The organism is Nakamurella sp. (assembly GCF_048594475.1).
In the GTDB taxonomy this organism is placed as follows: domain Bacteria; phylum Actinomycetota; class Actinomycetes; order Mycobacteriales; family Nakamurellaceae; genus Nakamurella.
Genome location: NZ_JBMDXT010000592.1, coordinates 1 through 4,674, shown reverse-complemented (window position 1 = coordinate 4,674; position 4,674 = coordinate 1). Strand labels below are relative to the sequence as shown.

Annotated in this window: 5 protein-coding genes; 1 reads left to right on the top strand and 4 read right to left on the bottom strand. The window is 73.0% G+C overall.

The features are described 5' to 3' along the window. The 3 genes from ACOJUF_RS26235 to ACOJUF_RS26225 form a co-directional block, all read right to left on the bottom strand. Positions 1-773 (bottom strand): MFS transporter (locus tag ACOJUF_RS26235; RefSeq protein WP_420124745.1); only part of this gene is annotated, 773 nt, incomplete at its 3' end. A 327-nt stretch (positions 774-1,100) separates the two neighbouring features. Then, positions 1,101-2,063 carry a UDP-glucose 4-epimerase GalE gene (gene galE, locus ACOJUF_RS26230; protein WP_420124744.1) on the bottom strand — a complete coding sequence of 321 codons (963 nt, stop codon included), beginning with the start codon at positions 2,061-2,063 and terminating at the stop codon, positions 1,101-1,103. A gap of 265 nt (positions 2,064-2,328) precedes the next feature. After that, entirely contained in the window at positions 2,329-2,871 is a 543-nt protein-coding gene (locus ACOJUF_RS26225; protein WP_420124743.1) for a type 1 glutamine amidotransferase domain-containing protein, read from the bottom strand. 104 nt (positions 2,872-2,975) lie between these two features. On the opposite strand from ACOJUF_RS26225, the gene ACOJUF_RS26220 reads away from it, so the two are divergent. Beyond that, positions 2,976-3,806 carry a putative protein N(5)-glutamine methyltransferase gene (locus tag ACOJUF_RS26220; protein WP_420124742.1) on the top strand — a complete coding sequence of 277 codons (831 nt, stop codon included), beginning with the start codon at positions 2,976-2,978 and terminating at the stop codon, positions 3,804-3,806. A 290-nt stretch (positions 3,807-4,096) separates the two neighbouring features. On the opposite strand, the gene ACOJUF_RS26215 is transcribed toward ACOJUF_RS26220, so the two are convergent. Further along, positions 4,097-4,660: a hypothetical protein gene (locus tag ACOJUF_RS26215; RefSeq protein WP_420124741.1), complete on the bottom strand. Its 564-nt coding sequence runs from the start codon at positions 4,658-4,660 to the stop codon at positions 4,097-4,099. Positions 4,661-4,674: the final 14 nt, after the last annotated feature.

Sequence of the window (4,674 nt, the reverse complement as noted above, 5' to 3'; positions counted from 1 at the left end):
AGCTGGTTGAACGCCGCGATGGCGAAGGCGAGCAGGATGACCTTGCGGTGCTCCCGGGTGAAGAACGGCACCGTCGGCGCGTTCTCGGCCGCCCGGAGCGAGGTGGTGACCTCGTCGATCTCGAACCGGGCCTCCGCCTCGGACGAGGTCAACCGGCGGATGTTGGCCACCGCCTCCTCATCCCGGCCCACGGACAGCAGCCAGCGCGGGCTCTCGGGGACGGACGGCAGCAGGACCAGGAAGACGACCGCGGGGATCGCCATGACGCCGAACATCCAGCGCCACGCGGTGTCCGCCGCGACCAGCTGGGCGATGACGTAGTTCGACATGTAGGCCAGCAGGATGCCGAGCACGATGTTGAACTGCACCAGGCCGACCAGCCGGCCCCGCTGGGCCGGCGGCGAGACCTCCGCGGTGTAGATCGGCGCGGTCACCGAGGCGGCGCCGACGCCGATGCCGCCGACGAACCGGAAGACCATGAAGACGACAAGGTTGTCGGCCAGCGCGCTGCCGAGCGCGCCGATCACGTAGAGGATGCCGATGGCGATCAGCACCTTCTTGCGGCCGTACCGGTCGACCGGCTTGCCGGCTCCGAGGGCACCGACGATGGTGCCGATGAGCGCCGTCGCCACGGTGAATCCGAGCATGAATCCACTGATGCCGAACTTATCCTCCAGGGCATCGGTGGTTCCTGAAATAACTGCGGTGTCGAAACCGAAGATCAATCCGCCCAGAGCCGCCACGATGGCGCTGCGCAGGACGAGAGCGTTCATGACGAACCCCTTTTCCGGGCACCGCGAAGGAATTGCGGGCCTGGCCGGGAAAGTTACCGGTGCGCAATTAAAAATGCGCGCGCACGGTGGGGGCCGGATGCGCTAAATCGATTTCCGGACCCGTTCGGGGATTGCGCACGGTGACCGCGGGGTGCGTCCGGACCCGGCGGTCCCCACGGTGAACGGGTGACGGCCGCGGAGCCGTCGTGACCCACCGCCAGCACGGCCCGGCAGCCGGACCGGGCGGTGTGGTCCGGCCGGGGGAATTCGGGCCGGCGGACCGTGACGACGACAACGATGTCGCTCGGACCCGCCGGCCGGCCGGGGTCAGCGGATCGTGCGTCCCGTCGTGGTGAAGGCCCACGCGTCCTCGACCATCTCCGCCAGTCCGAGCTCCGGTGTCCAGCCCAACCGCTCCCGGGCGCGGGCGTTGGAGGCGATCAACCGGGTCGGGTCACCGGCCCGCCGCGGTCCCACCGAGTGCGGCACCGGGCGGCCGGTGACCTGCTCGACGGCGGTCAGCACCTCCTTGACCGAGTACCCGTCACCGCTGCCCAGGTTGCAGATCAGGTGCTCCCCGGAGCGGGCCGCGCCCAGCGCCAGGACGTGGGCCCGGGCCAGGTCAAGCACGTGGACGTAGTCGCGGACGGGCGTGCCGTCCGGGGTCGGCCAGTCGTCGCCGAAGACGGTCAACGGATCCTTGGTCCCGGCCACCGCCCCGAGCGCGTTGGGGATCAGGTGGGTCTCGATCGCGTGCCGCTCGCCGGCCCCCAGCGCGGCGCCGGCCACGTTGAAATAGCGCAACGACACCGCACCCAGCGGCGTCGCCAGGCACTCGCCGGTGATCATCATGTCCACGGCCAGTTTCGTGGCGCCGTAGGTGTTGCCCGGACGGGCGGGCGCGTCCTCGGTGATCGGCACCGCCTCGGGCTCGCCGTAGGTCGCCGCGGTCGAGGAGAACACCAGGGTCGGGACGCCGTGCTCGGCGATCGCGTCGAGCAGCGCGCGGGTGCCCGTCACGTTCGTCCGCCAGTACAGCGACGGCTTGACCACCGACTCGCCGACCAGGGATTTGGCGGCGAAGTGCAGCACCGCGTCGAACCCGCCACCGGCCAGTACCGCACCGGCCTCACCGATGTCGGTGGCCACGAACTCGACCCCGTCGGGCACCGAATCGGCGTGCCCGGTGGAGCAGTCGTCGAGCACGACCACCTGGTGGCCCTCGGCGAGCATCAGCCGGGTCACCACCGACCCGATGTACCCGGCCCCGCCGACGATCAGCGCCTTCACCGGGCCACCGGGCCCGGGCCGGATCCCGTCACGGCCGCCGCCGTCCTGTCAGTGCGCACAACACCCATCGCTGAATCGACCCCGCCGTGTGTGAACCCGTCGGACCCGCCGAGTGGCGGGCCCGGTCGCTCGACGACAGTGTCTCCTTGCCGGTCTCCTGGCCGCGACGGCAGGGTGACGCCACGTCGGGCGGCGGGTTGTGACGGGCGCGCGATCCGAGCCGTTCGTCACACCGGGGCGGTCGGGCGACCGGCTCCGGGGGTGGTCAGGCCCGCAGGGCGTCGACCAGGGCGGCGCAGAAGGCCGGCAGGTCGTCCGGGTCGCGGCTGGTGATCAGATTGCCGTCCACGGCGACCTCCCGGTCGACCACGGTGGCGCCGGCGTTGGCCAGGTCGGTCCGGATGCTCGGGTACGACGTGACGGTCCGGCCGTCGACCACGCCGGCCTCGACCAGCGTCCACGGCCCGTGGCAGATGGCCGCGACCGGCTTGCCCGACCGGACGAAGGCCCGGACGAAATCCACCGCGTCCGCGTCGATCCGCAGCTTGTCAGGGTTGACCGTGCCACCCGGCAGCACCAGGGCGTCGTAGTCGTCGACGGCCGCCCGGCCGACGACGAGATCGACCGGCAACTCGCCGGCCGGGTCGAGGTCGTGGTCCCGCGCGGCGATGGTTCCCGGGCGGAGGGAGAGCAGGTCGGTGCGGGCGCCGTTGGCCGCCAACGCATCCCGCGGCTGCTCGAACTCGACCCGCTCGACGCCGTCGGCGGCCAGGATGGCCACCCGGCGTCCGGTCAATGGTGCGGACATGCGTCCTCCTCGAGTCCGGGCCCCGCCGGCGATCCCGCGGCCGGGGAACACCGGCGGGGACATGCCGGCGACGGGCCCGCCGGTGATGGGTGATGATGCGGTCGATGACCGCATCAGGCACGTACCCGGGTCCGGGGGCCGGTGAAACGCCACCGGCCTGGCTGGTCGACCGGCTGCGTGCGGCCGGGTGCGTGTTCGCCGAGGACGAGGCGGCCGTGCTGCTGGAGGCGGCGGGCTCGGCCGGCGAGCTGGCGCGGCTGCTGGCCCGGCGCGTCGCCGGGTTGCCGCTGGAGCAGGTCGTCGGCTGGGCGGAGTTCGCCGGCCGGCGGGTGGCGATCGACCCGGGGGTGTTCGTCCCGCGGCGCCGCAGCGAGCTGCTGGTGCGCGTGGCGGTGGCCCACCTGCGGGCGGCCGCCGGGCCGGAACGGGCGGACCCGCCGCAGGTCGCGGACCTGTGCTGCGGGTGCGGGGCGATCGGGCTGGCCATCGCCCTGGCCGTGCCCGGAACCCGTTTGATGGCCGGCGATCTCGACCCGGCCGCGGTGCGTTGCGCGACCCGCAACCTGGCCGCGGTCGGCGGGACCGTGCGCCGGGGAGACCTGTTCGCGGCGCTCCCGGCCGATCGGCGGGCGCGGCTGGATGTGCTGGTGGCCAACGCCCCGTACGTGCCCACGGCGGCGATCGCGCTGATGCCGCCGGAGGCGCGTGACCACGAGCCGGCGGTCGCCCTCGACGGCGGGCCGGACGGGACGGACGTCCTGGGCCGGGTGATCGCCGGCGCGCCGGGCTGGCTCGCGCCGGGCGGACTGTTGCTGGTGGAGGTCGGAACGGCGCAGGTCGCATCGGTCACCGACCGGATGCGCCGCCTCGGCCTGACCCCGGCCGTGGTCGCCGACGATGAACTCGGCGGGCTGATCGTGACCGGCGCGCGGTGACGCTCCCGGCCCCACCGGGCGCCACGCCCACCATGCCCACCGCGCCCACCGCGCCCACCGTGCCCGCCATCGCCCACTAGGCCCGCCATCGGGCCGTGCCCTGCCCGCGCGGATCAACAACGCCCGCGCGGATCAACTCGCCGCAGATGTGACCGGCGGGGCCGGAGTCGACGATGTCATCCGCGCGGGCCCAGTACGGACCCAGTGCGGTCGCAGTGCGGGCGCCGTGCAGGCCGGGCCAGCGGCCGACCGGCACCGGCCGGTCCGCACGGGACCGGCCGGTGCGGGCATCAGGACCGGCGGCTGCGGCTGCGGCTGGTGGTCTTCTGCGCGGAGTCGGCGGCGTCGTCGGCCAGGTCCTCGGCGGTGTCGGCCGCCTCGTCGGTGACGTCCTCGGCCGTGTCGGTGGCCTCGTCGGCCAGCTCCTTGGCCTTGCCGGTCACCTTGCGGGTGGTCTCCTTGCCGGCCTCGACCGCGTCCTCGCCGGCCTCGACGGCCTGGTCGACGACGTCACCGGCCTGGTCGACGGCCTTGTCGGCCAGGTCCTTGCCCTTGAGCGCCAGCTCGCCGGACTTGTCGGCCATCTCCTCGACCTTGCCCTCGAGGGCGTGTCCGGCCTTCAGGGCCTCGTCGCGCAGCGTGCCCGACATCTGCGAGGCCAGCTCGGCCCAGCGGATCAGCATCTCGCGGTTGAGGTCGACCGCCTTCTGCAGGTAGTCGAAGTACCGCTCGACCGGCTCGACGAAGTCCAGCGACGGCATGGTCGCCAGGAAATCCAGGCGGTCGGTCATCGCCCGCGCACCCTGCTTGAAGGTGTCGACGGTCTTGTCGGTGGCCTCGGCGTACGTGGTCATCGGATCTCCTTGCC